11 protein-coding genes are annotated in these 13,833 nt (G+C 69.1%); 2 read left to right on the top strand and 9 right to left on the bottom strand.

All coding sequences use genetic code 11. The features are described from left to right. Positions 1-7 precede the first annotated feature (7 nt). On the top strand, positions 8-1,111 hold the full coding sequence (locus J8N05_RS30045) for a branched-chain amino acid ABC transporter permease (protein WP_407699984.1): 1,104 nt from the start codon (positions 8-10) through the stop codon (positions 1,109-1,111). Beyond that, complete coding sequence (locus J8N05_RS30040) at positions 1,108-2,382, top strand: ABC transporter substrate-binding protein (RefSeq protein WP_210888450.1); 1,275 nt, start codon at positions 1,108-1,110, stop codon at positions 2,380-2,382. Before J8N05_RS30045 ends, J8N05_RS30040 begins: the two co-directional genes overlap by 4 nt. Before the next feature lie 146 nt (positions 2,383-2,528). Here the strand turns inward: J8N05_RS30040 and pssA are convergent, their stop codons facing one another. From pssA to J8N05_RS29995, 9 genes are all read right to left on the bottom strand, one after another. Further along, positions 2,529-3,347, bottom strand: a complete 819-nt coding sequence (gene pssA, locus J8N05_RS30035) for a CDP-diacylglycerol--serine O-phosphatidyltransferase (RefSeq protein ID WP_107016960.1) — start codon at positions 3,345-3,347, stop codon at positions 2,529-2,531. A 22-nt stretch (positions 3,348-3,369) separates the two neighbouring features. Continuing rightward, positions 3,370-4,026, bottom strand: coding sequence for a phosphatidylserine decarboxylase (locus tag J8N05_RS30030; RefSeq protein WP_210888448.1), 657 nt, complete (start codon positions 4,024-4,026; stop codon positions 3,370-3,372). A 170-nt stretch (positions 4,027-4,196) separates the two neighbouring features. Then, entirely contained in the window at positions 4,197-5,402 is a 1,206-nt protein-coding gene (locus J8N05_RS30025; protein WP_210888446.1) for an acyl-CoA dehydrogenase family protein, read from the bottom strand. 2 nt (positions 5,403-5,404) lie between these two features. Further along, positions 5,405-5,917, bottom strand: a complete 513-nt coding sequence (locus J8N05_RS30020; protein ID WP_210888444.1) for a MaoC family dehydratase — start codon at positions 5,915-5,917, stop codon at positions 5,405-5,407. A 4-nt stretch (positions 5,918-5,921) separates the two neighbouring features. Continuing rightward, a complete protein-coding gene (locus J8N05_RS30015) occupies positions 5,922-6,896 on the bottom strand; it encodes an HpcH/HpaI aldolase/citrate lyase family protein (RefSeq protein ID WP_210888441.1) in 975 nt (324 codons plus the stop codon). Next, a complete protein-coding gene (locus J8N05_RS30010) occupies positions 6,893-8,941 on the bottom strand; it encodes a protein meaA (protein ID WP_210888438.1) in 2,049 nt (682 codons plus the stop codon). The genes J8N05_RS30015 and J8N05_RS30010 overlap by 4 nt, the downstream gene beginning before the upstream one ends. 9 nt (positions 8,942-8,950) lie before the next feature. Then, on the bottom strand, positions 8,951-10,288 hold the full coding sequence (gene ccrA, locus J8N05_RS30005; protein ID WP_210888435.1) for a crotonyl-CoA carboxylase/reductase: 1,338 nt from the start codon (positions 10,286-10,288) through the stop codon (positions 8,951-8,953). 425 nt (positions 10,289-10,713) lie between these two features. Beyond that, positions 10,714-11,529: a TetR family transcriptional regulator gene (locus J8N05_RS30000; protein ID WP_247706555.1), complete on the bottom strand. Its 816-nt coding sequence runs from the start codon at positions 11,527-11,529 to the stop codon at positions 10,714-10,716. 193 nt (positions 11,530-11,722) lie between these two features. After that, the gene (locus J8N05_RS29995; RefSeq protein ID WP_210888432.1) at positions 11,723-13,537 is read right to left on the bottom strand and encodes a 3-hydroxyacyl-CoA dehydrogenase family protein; all 1,815 of its coding nucleotides are present in this window, start codon (positions 13,535-13,537) and stop codon (positions 11,723-11,725) included. Between the last annotated feature and the right edge of the window lie 296 nt (positions 13,538-13,833).

Genomic DNA, 13,833 nt, shown 5'->3' with positions numbered 1-13,833 from the left:
AGCACCCGTGTCCGAAGCACCCGCATCCGGGACCCCCGCCCGCAGCCCCCTGCGGCTCCCCGGCCGCGCCCGTACGTACGCCTGGGCCGCCGGCGCCCTCCTTTTGCTCGCCCTGCCCTTCTACCTGGACCGCTTCTGGCTCCAGGCGGGCTTGTTCGCGATGGCCGCGGCGATCGGCGCGATCGGGCTCAACCTGCTCACCGGCTCCACCGGCCAGCTCTCCATGGGACACGCCTTCTTCCTCGCGGTCGGCGCGTACGGCTACTGCGTGTTCGCCGCGGACGGTGGTGACGGGCTCACCGGTCTGGGCCTGCCGACCTGGCTCGCGGCCGTCCTCGCCGTCCTGGTCGCGGGCCTGGCGGGCGGCGTCTTCAGCCCCATCGCGGGACGCCTGCGCGGCGCCTACCTGGGCATCGCCACGCTCGCGCTGATCTTCATCGGCCAGCACGTGCTGTTCAACGCCAAGGACCTCACCGGCGGCTTCAACGGCCGTGACGTACCGCCCCTGAGCCTGTTCGGGCTGACCTTCGACGACAGTGAACTCCTCGTCGCGAACGTCCCGTTCGGCTCCGCGGAGAAGCTCTGGTACGCGGCCCTCGTACTGCTCCTCGGCGGTGCGCTCTTCGCCCGCGGGGTGCTGCGCGGGCGCCCCGGACGCGCCATGAACGCGATCCGCGACCACCGCATCGCGGCCGGCGTCATGGGCGTCCCCGTGGCCCGCTACCGGGCCGCCGTCTTCGTCCTGTCCTCGATGTACGCGGGCCTCGCGGGCGTCCTGCTCGCCCTGGTCTTCCAGCGGACGGTGCCGGACTACTTCGGCATCACGCTGTCGCTCGAATACCTCGCCATGATCGTCATCGGCGGGCTCGGCTCGGTCTCGGGGGCGGTGATCGGCGCGGTGTTCGTCTCCGTGCTGCCGCAGCTGCTGACCCGCTACAGCGATGCGCTGCCCCTGGTCTCCGCCCCCGGTACGGGCGGGATCGCACCCGGGGAGGCATCCCGGTACCTCTACGGCGCCGCCATTGTCGTGGTGGTGCTCTTCCTTCCCGGCGGCCTGGTCAGGGTGGCCGCCGGACGACGCTTCAGGACCGATCCAGGGGAGGAACGATGAGCACGTTGAACACGGCCCGCACGACCAGGGTGGCCGCCGGTGCGATCGCGGCGCTGCTGCTGCTGTCCGGCTGCAGCTCCAAGGCCAAGGACGACGACAAGAAGGGCGACACCGCCGCGGGAGAGGTGAAGACCGGCGAGGGCATCTCCGGCAAGACCATCTCGCTGGGCGCCCTCACCGACATGACGGGGGTCTACGCGACCCTCGGCAAGAGCGTCACCCAGGCGCAGCAGCTCTATGTGAAGCAGCTGAACGCCGACGGGGGCGTGTGCGGCTACAAGGTCGAGCTGACCGTCCGCGACCACGGCTACGACCCGCAGAAGGCCGTCTCCGCGTACACCGAGCTGGCGCCCAAGGTGCTCGGCTTCGCCCAGTTCATCGGCTCGCCGTTCGTCGCCGCCGCCAAGCCGCGCATCGACGGCCAGGACAAGGGCCTGGTCCTGCCGCAGGCCTGGTCGTCCGCCCTGCTCGGCAGCCCGTACATCCGGGTCATCGGCTCCACGTACGACATCGAGACGATCAACGCCGTCGACTTCCTGATGAAGGAGAAGGGCCTCAAGAAGGGCGACAAGCTCGGGCACGTCTACTTCGAGGGCGACTACGGCGAGAGCGCGCTGGCCGGCTCCAAGCACATCGCGAAGGAGGCCGGGCTCACCGTCGTCGAGCAGAAGATCAAGCCGACCGACAACGACATGACCGCGCAGGTCGCCGCCCTGAAGAAGGCCGGCGTCAAGGCGGTCGTGCTCAGCGCGGGCCCCCGCCAGGCGGCCTCCCTGGTCGGTGTCGCGGCGGCGGGCGGCTTCAACGTCCCGATCATCGGCAACAACTCGGCCTTCGCCCCGCAGCTGCTGGCCACCCAGGCCGGTCCGGCCCTGGCGAAGAACTACTGGGTGGCCTCGCCCTCGCTGCCCATCGGCGCGGACACCCCGGGCGCGAAGAAGCTGGTCGCCGACTACCAGAAGGCGTATCCCAAGGACTCCCTGGACAACGGTGTGGTCGCCGGCTGGACGGCCGCCGCCGCGTTCGGCGAGGCACTGAAGAAGGCCTGCGCGTCCAAGGACCTGACCCGTGAGGGCGTGGACAAGGCCCTGCTCACCATCGACGCCCTGGACACGGGCTTCGGCATCCCCCAGAACTTCACCGACCCCAAGGCCCCCTCCTCCAAGGAGAGCGTCATCCTCCAGCCCGACAAGTCGTCGACGGGCGGCATGAAGGTGGTCCAGCAGCCATCGGCGTCGACGGTGGCGGAGGCATACACCCCGAGCGCGTAGGGGCCCCTGGGGGCCCGCAGGGCCCTTCAGGGGCGCGGGGAACTGCGCGACCGGCCCCCACGCACCCGCACCCGACGTCACTCCACACGAAGGGCCCCGAACCATAAAGGTTCGGGGCCCTTCGACGTCACATCACGCGCCGCCCGCTAGGGCAGCTGCGCCGCCCGGGCCTCCCGCCGATTACCGCGGAAGTTATTGACCCTCCGAGCCGTGGCGAAGAGCGGAATGACCGCCCCCATGACGAGCTGCAGCGCACACCCCGTCTGCAGCAGCAGCTGCCCACCCGGCGCGTCGAACGCCCAGGCCGCCAGCAGCGCCATGCTGAGCACGATCCAGGAAAGCATCGCCACCGCGAGACGCCCCCGCGGCTTCGGGTACTCGACCCGGCTCACCATCAGCCACGCCGTACCGATGATCGCCATGAGCGTGGCGACGAACGGCAGCTCAAGCAGCACGATCGAGACGACCGTCAGCGCGCCGAACGGCGACGGCATGCCCTGGAAGGTGCCGTCCTTGACGGTGACGCACGAGAACCTCGCCAGCCGCAGCACGACCGCCAGCAGGACCACGATCCCGCCCACCGCCGCGACCCGCTGGTGCGCGTCGTCGGCGACCATGCCGTACACGAGCACGAAGTACGCCGGTGCCAGACCGAAGCTGATCAGGTCCGAGAGGTTGTCCAGCTCCGCGCCCATCGGGGACGAGCGCAGCTTGCGGGCGACCAGACCGTCGAACAGGTCGAAGACCGCCGCGCAGAGCATCAGGATCACGGCCGTGGCGGCGCTGTGCCGCGCCATGCCGGTCTCCTGGCTGCCCGTGAGGTGCGGGATGAGGATGCCGGTGGTGGTGAAGTACACCGCCATGAAGCCGCACGTGGCGTTACCGAGCGTGAGCGTGTCCGCTATCGAGAGGCGGAGAGAGAGGGGCATCTCCTCCTCGTCGTCCAGCTCGTCGGCCTCCGGCACCCAGCCGGTCTGCGTCTCGGGATCAATCACGGTCAATGCGAGTCACCCCCGCCACGGTCTTCTGACCGACCTCCACGTCGACCTCCACGCCCTCGGGGAGGTAGATGTCGACGCGCGACCCGAAGCGGATCAGGCCGATCCGCTCGCCCTGCTCGACCTTCGTGCCCTGCGGGACGTACGGCACGATGCGCCGCGCGACCGCACCGGCGATCTGAATCATCTCGATGTCGCCGAGCTCGGTGTCGAAGTGCCAGACAACGCGCTCGTTGTTCTCGCTCTCCTTGTTGAAAGCCGGAACGAAGCCGCCGGGGATGTGCTCGACCGACGTCACCGTGCCGGAGAGAGGCGCGCGGTTGACGTGGACGTTCAGCGGGCTCATGAAGATCGCGACGCGGGTGCGCCCGTCCTTCCACGGCATGATGCTCTGCACCACACCGTCGGCGGGCGAGATGACCCGGCCCTGGGTGATCTCGCGCTCGGGGTCGCGGAAGAACCACAGCATGCCCGCCGCGAGAGCGGTGGCGGGTACGGCCACAGCCTTGGCGGCGCCGGACTTGCGCGCGCGTACCAGGCTGAGGGCTGCGGTGGCGACGGTCGGGAGGAGCCACGGCGATGCTCCGCGCGCAAGACGTACGCCGGCCAGGCTGTCGCGTGGTGCAGAGGTTTGGCTGTGGGGCATGGATGACCTTCGTAGCGGATGATGCCGCGCTGTGACTGGGGACGGCGGCTTTCCCGGGATCGTACCGGTCGCGGGCCACAACTGGGTAAGCCAGGAAGCCGAGTCGGTGTCCGAAGAGTGCTGACGGGGTGTGATCTTCTTCTCGATGAAAACACCCCGAATCGGTATATCTAACCCTGCAGCCGATACTCTTCGAGCAGCCTGCGTCCGATGATCATTTTCTGGATCTCGGCGGTACCTTCACCGATGAGCAGCATCGGGGCCTCGCGGTAGAGGCGCTCGATCTCGTACTCCTTTGAGAAGCCGTAGCCGCCGTGGATCCGGAAGGCATCTTCCACGACCTCCTTGCAGTATTCGGAGGCGAGGTACTTCGCCATCCCTGCTTCGAGGTCGTTTCGCTCCCCGGAGTCCTTTTTGCGCGCCGCATTGACCATCATCGCATGGGCGGCCTCGACCTTGGTAGCCATCTCGGCCAGTTTGAACTGGATCGCCTGATGCTGAGCGATCTGCTTGCCGAAGGTGTGGCGCTGCTGGGCATAGGAAACGCCCAGCTCAAACGCACGCTGAGCGACACCGCAACCACGCGCGGCCACGTTGACGCGGCCCACTTCGACGCCGTCCATCATCTGATAAAAACCTCGGCCGGTGGCGCCGCCGAGGACCCGATTGGCCGGAATGCGCAGGCCATCCATGATCAGCTCGGTGGTGTCGACCCCCTTGTAGCCCATCTTGTCGATCTTCCCGGGGATGGTCAGGCCGGGGCGGACCTCACCGAAACCGGGCTCCTTCTCGACGAGGAAGGTCGTCATCGACCTGTGGGGCGCGGTGCCCTCGGGGTGGCCTTCGTCACTCTTCACGAGAACGGCCACGAGAGTCGACGTACCGCCGTTCGTGAGCCACATCTTCTGCCCGTTCAGGACATATTCCTCGCCGTCCTTCACCGCCTTCGACGTGATGGCCGACACGTCGGAGCCGAGCGCCGGCTCGGACATGGAGAACGCGCCGCGCACCTCGCCCGCCGCCATGCGCGGGAGGAAGTACTCCTTCTGCTCCTGCGTGCCGTGCTGCTTGAGCATGTAGGCCACGATGAAGTGGGTGTTGATGATGCCGGACACCGACATCCAGCCGCGCGCGATCTCCTCCACGCACAGCGCGTAGGTGAGGAGCGACTCACCCAGGCCCCCGTACTCCTCGGGGATCATCAGGCCGAAGAGGCCCAACTCCTTGAGGCCGTCGACGATCTGCTGCGGGTACTCGTCGCGGTGCTCCAGCTCGGTCGCGACCGGGATGATCTCCTTGTCAACGAAGTCCCGTACGGTCGACAGGATCTCCCGCTGGATGTCGGTCAGGCCGGCGGTCTGGGCGAGTCGCGCCATGGCTACTTCTCCTGCTCCTTGAGCTGGGGCCGGCCGGGCTGTTCGCCGCCGCGCTCCTTGATGTACGTCTCGGTGGGGACCATCACCTTGCGGCGGAACACGCAGACCAGCGTGCCGTCCTGCTTGTAGCCCTTCGTCTCGACGTACACGATCCCGCGGTCGTTCTTCGACCGGGAGGGCGTCTTGTCGAGGACCGTGGTCTCGCCGTAGATCGTGTCGCCGTGGAAGGTCGGCGCGACGTGCTTGAGCGACTCGACCTCCAGGTTGGCGATCGCCTTGCCCGACACGTCGGGGACGGACATGCCGAGCAGCAGGGAGTAGATGTAGTTCCCGACCACCACGTTCTTCTTGAAGTCGGTGGTGTTCTCCGCGTAGTTGGCGTCCATGTGGAGCGGATGGTGGTTCATCGTGAGCAGACAGAAGAGGTGGTCGTCGTACTCGGTGACGGTCTTCCCGGGCCAGTGCTTGTAGACCGCCCCGACCTCGAACTCTTCGAAGGTTCGCCCGAATTGCATGTGCTCAGGCCTCCGGTGCTTCGAACTTGGACGTGCGTTCCATGCCCGCGGCGCGGCCCTTGCCGGAGATGACCAGGGCCATCTTGCGGCTCGCCTCGTCGATCATCTCGTCGCCGATCATCGCGGAGCCCTTCTTGCCGCCCGCCTCGGACGTGTAGTACTCGTACGCGTCCAGGATCAGCTCGGCGTGGTCGAAGTCCTCCTGCGACGGCGAGAAGATCTCGTTCGAGGCCTCGACCTGGCCCGGGTGCAGCACCCACTTGCCGTCGAAGCCGAGGGCGGCGGCGCGGCGGGCGACCTCGCGGTAGCCGTCCACGTTGCGGATCTGCAGGTAGGGGCCGTCGATCGCCTGGAGGTTGTTGGCGCGGGCGGCCATCAGGATCTTCATCAGGATGTAGTGGTAGGCGTCCGCCGGGTAGCCGGGCGGCTGCTCGCCCACGACCAGCGACTTCATGTTGATCGACGCCATGAAGTCGGCCGGGCCGAAGATGATCGTCTCGACGCGCTGGGAGGCCGTCGCGATCTCGTTGACGTTGTTCAGGCCCTGCGCGTTCTCGATCTGCGCCTCGATGCCGATCCTGCCGACCTCGAAGCCCATGGTCTTCTCGATCTGCGTCAGGAGCAGGTCCAGGGCGACCACCTGCTGGGCGTCCTGCACCTTCGGCAGCATGATGCAGTCGAGGTTGGTCCCCGCGCCCTCGACGACCGTCACGACGTCGCGGTACGTCCACTCGGTCGTCCAGTCGTTCACGCGCACGACCCGCGTCTTGCCCGTCCAGTCGCCCTCGTTGAGGAACTTGACGATGGTGTGCCGCGCCTCCGGCTTGGCCAGCGGCGCGCACGCGTCCTCCAGGTCGAGGAAGACCTGGTCGGCGGGCAGGCCCTGGGCCTTCTCCAGGAAGCGGGGGTTCGAACCGGGCACGGCCAGGCAGGAGCGCCGCGGGCGCAAACGGTTGACCTGGGGAACAGGGCTGGTCATGCGGGGACCTCCAGAGGGTCGAGCTTGTTCGCTTTCCGGATCTCGTCGACGATACGGCCGATGATTCCCGTGATGTCGAAGTCCTTCGGGGTGAAGACCGCGGCCACTCCCGCGGCCCTCAGCAGCTCGGCGTCGGCGTTCGGGATGATCCCGCCGGCGATCACCGGGATGTCGGCCGCGCCCGCCTCGCGCAGCCGTTCCAGCACGTCGGGCACCAGCTGGGCGTGCGAGCCCGACAGGATGGACAGGCCCACGCCGTGGACGTCCTCGGCGACGGCCGCGGTCACGATCTCCTCGGGGGTGAGCCGGATGCCCTGGTAGACCACCTCGAAGCCGGCGTCGCGGGCCCGTACGGCGATCTGCTCGGCGCCGTTCGAGTGCCCGTCCAGGCCCGGCTTGCCCACCAGGAAGCGGAGTTTGCCGACGCCCAGGTCCTTCGCGGTCAGCTCCACCTTGCGGCGGACCGCCGCCATCGCGGTGCCCTCCTCGGCGGTCACCGCGACGGGCGCGGACGACACCCCGGTGGGGGCGCGGAACTCGCCGAACACCTCGCGCAGGGCGCCGGCCCACTCACCGGTCGTGACCCCGGCGCGGGCACAATCCAGGGTGGCCGCCATGAGGTTGCCGGTGCCCGCCGCGGCCTCCTTCAGCCCGTCCAGCGCCTTGCAGGGCCGCGGGTGGTTGAACGGCGGCTGGTAGCGGGTGTCGCGCCACTCCTGGAGGGCCGCGGCCACCCGGGCCTCGACCGCCGGGTCGACCGTCTGGATCGCGGCGTCCAGATCGGCCGTGAGCGGGTTGGGCTCGGTCGACTCGAAGATGTTGACGCCGACGATCTTCTCGTCGCCGGACTCGATACGGGCCCGGCGCTCGGCGTGCGAGGAGACGAGCTGCGACTTCAGATAGCCCGACTCCACGGCCGCCATCGCGCCGCCCATCTCCTCGATCCGCTCGATCTCGGCGAACGAGTCCTCGACCAGCTGGGCGACCTTCGCCTCGACGACGTGCGAGCCGTCGAAGATGTCCGCGTACTCCAGCAGGTCGCTCTCGTAGGCGAGGACCTGCTGCATGCGCAGCGACCACTGCTGGTCCCAGGGGCGGGGCAGGCCCAGCGCCTCGTTCCAGGCGGGGAGTTGGACGGCACGCGCGCGTGCGTCCTTCGAGAGGGTGACGGCCAGCATCTCCAGCACGATCCGCTGGATGTTGTTCTCCGGCTGGGCCTCGGTCAGGCCGAGCGAGTTGACCTGGACCCCGTACCGGAAGCGGCGGTGCTTGGGGTTCTCGATGCCGTACCGCTCGCGGGTGATGCGGTCCCAGATGCGGCCGAACGCCCGCATCTTGCACATCTCCTCGACGAACCGGACGCCCGCGTTCACGAAGAAGGAGATGCGCGCGACGACGTCCCCCTTCTGGTCCTCGCGGATCTGCCCGGACGCGAACACCGCGTCGAGGACGGCGATCGCGGTGGACATCGCGTACGCGATCTCCTGGACCGGGGTGGCTCCCGCCTCCTGCAGGTGGTAGCTGCAGATGTTGATCGGGTTCCACTTGGGGATGTTGTTGACCGTGTAGCAGATCATGTCCGTCGTCAGACGGAGGGAGGGCACCGGCGGGAACACGTGCGTGCCCCGCGACAGGTACTCCTTCACGATGTCGTTCTGGGTCGTCCCCTGGAGCGTGGTGATGTCGACGCCCTGCTCCTCGGCGACGACCTGGTAGAGCGCCAGCAGCCACATGGCGGTGGCGTTGATGGTCATCGAGGTGTTCATCTGCTCCAGGGGGATGTCCTGGAACAGCCTGCGCATGTCACCGAGGTGCGAGACCGGCACGCCGACCCGGCCGACCTCGCCGCGGGCGAGGATGTGGTCGGGGTCGTACCCGGTCTGGGTCGGCAGGTCGAACGCGACCGACAGACCCGTCTGCCCCTTGGCGAGGTTGCGCCGGTACAGCTCGTTGGACGCCTCCGCGGTGGAGTGACCGGCGTAGGTCCGCATGAGCCACGGCCGGTCCCGTTCGTTCCGCTCCTGTGGCGTCTGGCGCTCTGTCATCTTCGGACCTCAGATGTTCCGGAAGCGGTTGATGGCGTCGACGTGCTGGGCGCGCTTGTCGTGGTCACGCACCCCGAGACCTTCGGTGGGCGCCAGCGCCAGGACCCCGACCTTGCCCTGGTGGAGGTTGCGGTGCACGTCGTACGCGGCCTGCCCGGTCTCCTCCAGCGAGTACACCTTGGACAGCGTCGGGTGGATCTTGCCCTTCGCGATGAGCCGGTTGGCCTCCCAGGACTCGCGGTAGTTGGCGAAGTGCGAGCCGATGATCCGCTTCAGGGACATCCACAGGTAGCGGTTGTCGTACTCGTGCTGGTAGCCCGAGGTGGAGGCGCAGGTGACGATCGTGCCGCCCTTGCGGGTGACGTACACGGAGGCGCCGAAGGTCTCGCGGCCCGGGTGCTCGAAGACGATGTCGACGTCCTCGCCGCCGGTGAGTTCGCGGATGCGCTTGCCGAAGCGCTTCCACTCCTTCGGGTCCTGGTGGTTCTCGTCCTTCCAGAACCTGTAGTCCTCCGCGTTGCGGTCGATGATCGCCTCGGCGCCCATCGCCCGGCAGATGTCCGCCTTCTGCGGGCTGCTGACCACGCAGATGGGGTTGGCGCCGCCGGCGAGCGCGAACTGCGTGGCGTAGCTGCCGAGGCCGCCGCTCGCGCCCCAGATGAGGACGTTGTCGCCCTGCTTCATCCCGGCGCCGTTGCGGGAGACCAGCTGCCGGTACGCGGTGGAGTTGACCAGGCCGGGCGCGGCGGCCTCCTCCCAGCTGAGGTGGTCGGGCTTGGGCATCAGCTGGTTGGACTTGACGAGCGCGATCTCGGCGAGGCCGCCGAAGTTGGTCTCGAAGCCCCAGATGCGCTGCTCGGGGTCGAGCATGGTGTCGTTGTGCCCGTCGCTGGACTCCAGCTCGACGGACAGGCAGTGCGCGACGACCTCGTCACCGGGGTGCCAGGCGTTCACGCCCGGACCGGTGCGCAGCACGACGCCCGCGAGGTCGGAGCCGATGATGTGGTACGGCAGGTCGTGGCGCCTGGTCAGCTCGCTGAGCCTGCCGTAGCGCTCCAGGAAGCTGAAGGTGGAGACCGGCTCGAAGATCGAGGTCCACACGGAGTTGTAGTTGACCGAGGAGGCCATCACGGCCACCAGGGCCTCGCCGGGGCCGAGCTCCGGCACCGGCACGTCGTCCAGGTGGATCGACTTGCGCGGGTCCTTGTCGCGGGTGGTGAGCCCGGCGAACATCTCCGTCTCGTCCTTGTGCACGGTGATCGCGCGGTAGGACTCGGGGAGCGGTAGCGCGGCGAAGTCGGCGGACGTGGCGGTCTGCGACTGGATCGCGTCCAGGATTTCCTTCACGGTGTTGCCTCCGGCGATGAGCGTCCGAGAGCGTCCGAGGGGGAGCGCTGAGGGTTACGTCGGGGTGGGTAGCTGCTGGTGAGGCATGCCGTCGGTTCGGCAGAGGGGTGGTGCTCGGCAGCGCTTTGTGGCGCGGAAGGTTGCCTGTGACGCAGGCGTCCGGGCTCGCAGGCCTTGGCTTGCGGGGACAGCCGGCGTACGAAGGATCTCTGCACGCCGGCCGCCCGGACACCTTCAACGTATGACACTGCGTGTCATCTAGCAAGGCACCGAGTGCCAACAATTTCTCTCAGTTGTCATCTGCCCGTCACAGATGAGCGATGATCGATCAGAAAAGGGCGCCCCCTGGGAAAGGGAGCGCCCATATCCAGCCCGTCCGGCGTTCGAGGACGAGCGACGAAGTCGCGGTTGTGTGAGGGAGGGCTCTACGACCGTTCCTTCAGCGCCTGCTCGATGGTCCGCATCACCTGGTGCAGCGGAGCGTCCACGCGGGCGACGGTCACCAGCACCTCGCCCTCCACCGACGCGGTGGACACGGGCGCCGCGTGCGCGGCGGTGTCCCGGCCGGCGCCTATGCCCGTGCCGAAGGTCTTCCTGACGATCGAGAAGGCGTGGTCCAGCTGCGCCTCGACATCGCCCTGGGCGCCCGCCCGCAGCCATCGCCGCAGCACGTGGTTGTGCGCGGTGACCACGGCCGACGCGGCGACCTCCGCGAGCAGCGGGTCGTCGTTGGCGTCGTCGTCGTGGGCGTGCTCGTCGAAGTGCCCCAGCAGATAGCGGGTGAACAGCCGCTCGTACCGGGCCACGGAGGCGATCTCCGCCTCGCGCAGGGTCGGCACCTCGCGTGTGAGCTTGTAGCGCGAGACCGAGATCTCCGGGCGGGCCGCGTACATCTGCATGACTTCCTTGATCCCGCGGCACACCGTGTCCAGCGGATGCTCGTGCGCCGGCGCGGCGTTGAGCACCGCCTCGGCCCGGATCAGGGTGTCGTCGTGGTCCGGGAAGATCGCCTCTTCCTTGGACCGGAAGTGCCGGAAGAAGGTGCGCCGGGCCACCCCGGCCGCGGCCGCGATCTCGTCGACCGTCGTCGCCTCGTACCCCTTCGTCGCGAAGAGCTCCATCGCGGCGGCCGCCAGCTCCCGGCGCATCTTGAGCCGTTGCGCCGCGGCGCGACCGCCCGCGGCGCTCTCCGGCGCGTCGGACGTGGCTGGTGTACGGGAGGACTTGGCGGGCTGGGACATGCCCCGAACGTACTGCATGTACGCGCCGGAGCGCTCCCGACCGGGTCTTTCCCCGCCGGGGTCCGCCGCCCCGGCGGTGGCGCCGGCGGGGTCGAGCAGCCCGCCCCAGTCCGCACGACCGCCTCCGGGCCGGTCCCCTGGCCCGGAGGCGGGCATGCCGGGCCGGTCCCCGGGCCCGTCGTCGCGCGGCGGCTCAGCGCCGCGCATATTCGCGGAAGCCGCGGCCCGTCTTGCGGCCGAGGCAGCCCGCGGCCACCAGGTGCTCCAGGAGCGGCGCCGGAGCGAGACCCGGGTCGCGGAACTCGCGGTGCAGCACCTTCTCGATGGCCAGCGAGACATCAAGACCGACCACGTCGAGGAGCTCGAACGGCCCCATCGGGTAGCCGCCGCCGAGCTTCATCGCGGCGTCGATGTCGTCGAGCGTCGCGTAGTGCTCCTCGACCATCTTGATCGCGTTGTTCAGGTACGGGAAGAGGAGCGCGTTCACGATGAAACCCGCCCGGTCGCCGCAGTCCACCGGATGCTTGCGGACCTTCGCGCACAGCTCGCGGACCGTGGTGTGCACGTCGTCCGCCGTCAGGACCGTCCGCACGACCTCGACCAGCTTCATCGCGGGCGCCGGGTTGAAGAAGTGCATGCCGATCACGTCCTGCGGCCGCGAGGTGGCCCGGGCGCAGGCGACGACCGGCAGCGAGGACGTCGTCGTGGCCAGGATCGCGCCCGGCTTGCAGACCTTGTCGAACACCGCGAAGAGCTGCTGCTTGATCTCCAGGTCCTCGGCGACGGCCTCCAGCGCCAGATCGACCTCGGCGAAGGCCTCGTACGAACCCGCCGGGGTGATGCGCCCGAGCGTCTGCGCGGCCGCCTCGGCCGTCATGCGGCCCTTGTCGACGGAGCGCGCGAGCGACTTGCCGATACGGGCCTTCGCGGTCTCCGCCTTCTCCTCGGTGCGGGCGGCGAGGACGACGTCGTACCCGGCCTTCGCGAAGACCTCCGCGATACCGGAGGCCATCGTTCCGGACCCCGCGACGCCGACCGAGCGGACGGTCCGGCCCGTCGCCCCGGAGCCCGCGGCGGACGGCGTCAGCGCGTCCGGGACGACGGTCGCGCCGCCCGGGGCGTCGTACGTGTAGAAGCCGCGCCCCGACTTGCGGCCGGTCAGGCCCGCCTGGCTGAGCTGCTTGAGGATCGGCGCCGGCGCGTGCAGCCGGTCGTGCGACTCCGCGTACATCGCCTCCAGGACCGTACGCGCGGTGTCCACGCCGATCAGGTCGAGCAGGGCGAGCGGGCCCATCGGCAGGCCGCAGCCCAGCCGCATCGCGGCGTCGACGTCCTCGCGGCTCGCGTACCTGGCCTCGTACATCGCGGCGGCCTGGTTGAGGTAGCCGAAGAGCAGGCCGTCGGCGACGAAGCCGGGGCGGTCGCCGACCGCGACGGGCTCCTTGCCGAGTTCGAGGGCGAGGTCGGTGACGGCGGCCACGGCGCCCGGCGCGGTCAGCACGGACGAGACGACCTCGACGAGCTTCATCGCGGGCGCGGGGTTGAAGAAGTGCAGACCCAGGACCCGTTCGGGGTGGGCCGAGTCGGCGGCGAGACGCGTGACCGACAGGGCGTTCGTACCGGTCGCCAGGATCGTCCCCGGCCGCACGACACCGTCCAGCTCCCGGAAGATCTGGTGCTTGATCTCGTACGACTCCGGGGCCACCTCGATCACCAGATCGGCGTCGGCCGCGGCCCGCAGATCGCTGAAGGTGCGGAAGCGGGCGAGGGTGTCGTCGCGTTCCTGCTCGGTGAGGCGCCCGCGCTGCACGGCACGGGCGGTCGAGGACTCCAGCGCGGCGGCGGCCTGCGCCGCGGCGGCCTCGCTGATGTCGATGCCGACGACCTCGCGGCCGGCCCGGGCGAGGATCTCGGCGATACCGGTGCCCATCGTGCCGAGGCCGACGACGGCGACGGTCCGCAGGAGGGACACGGAGGACAACGAGGGGTCGGACAGGGGAGTGGCCATCGCGGGACTCCAGGAATGAGTGACGACTGAGGGACGCACGCGGATACGCCGACGGGCGCACGGAGTGCGGAGGGCGCACGGAGTGCGTGCGCGTGATGCCTGCGGGGTGGTGCCGGGCTGCGAAGCGCACACGCCCGGTGCCGGCCGCGGGTGTGGTGCACGGAACCCGCGAAACGGTGAGAAACGCTGAGGAGAACCGACAGGCCCTGTCCCGGAGCCGTGCCGTCATGTCGAACTGAGGTACCTGAAGTACCGAACCGACCAGCTCCCTCACGACCACGGGGGTGCGAGGGTGT

This window comes from Streptomyces liliiviolaceus (genome assembly GCF_018070025.1).
Lineage (GTDB): Bacteria > Actinomycetota > Actinomycetes > Streptomycetales > Streptomycetaceae > Streptomyces > Streptomyces liliiviolaceus.
This window is presented reverse-complemented; position numbering and strand designations above follow the sequence as displayed.